The sequence below is a fragment of the Paenibacillus sp. F024 genome, assembly GCF_057814255.1.
The window spans coordinates 1-300 of record NZ_JBVASZ010000142.1 but is presented as its reverse complement, the minus strand read 5'-3'; the positions used below and the strand labels follow the sequence as shown (position 1 = coordinate 300).

General features: G+C 55.3%; 1 protein-coding gene. It reads right to left on the bottom strand.

The features are described 5' to 3' along the window. On the bottom strand, window positions 1-300 hold a 300-nt coding region (locus tag ACZYR9_RS27715), incomplete at both ends, for a LysM peptidoglycan-binding domain-containing protein (RefSeq protein ID WP_488981508.1).

Below are 300 nucleotides of genomic sequence, written 5' to 3'. Positions count from 1 at the left end.
TGCTCTACCGCCTGCTCGGAGACCGGCGGCGCTTCCATCGGAAGCGGAGCTTCAGGAACAATTTGGGACGTGTCCGCTATCACATAGGCCCCCCCAACTGTCATCTTGGACCGCTCCGTAATCAGATTCCGGATATAAATAACCTCCCCGGTCATCAAAACATTCGGATTTTTGAGCTGCGGGTTGGCCGCGATCATATCGGCCAGTGGTACACCCCACGCCTTCCCCAGTTTCCAGAGCGAATCCCCTTGCACCACGACGTGTTTATAATAATTATCCGTCGGGGGCTTCACCGGCTTT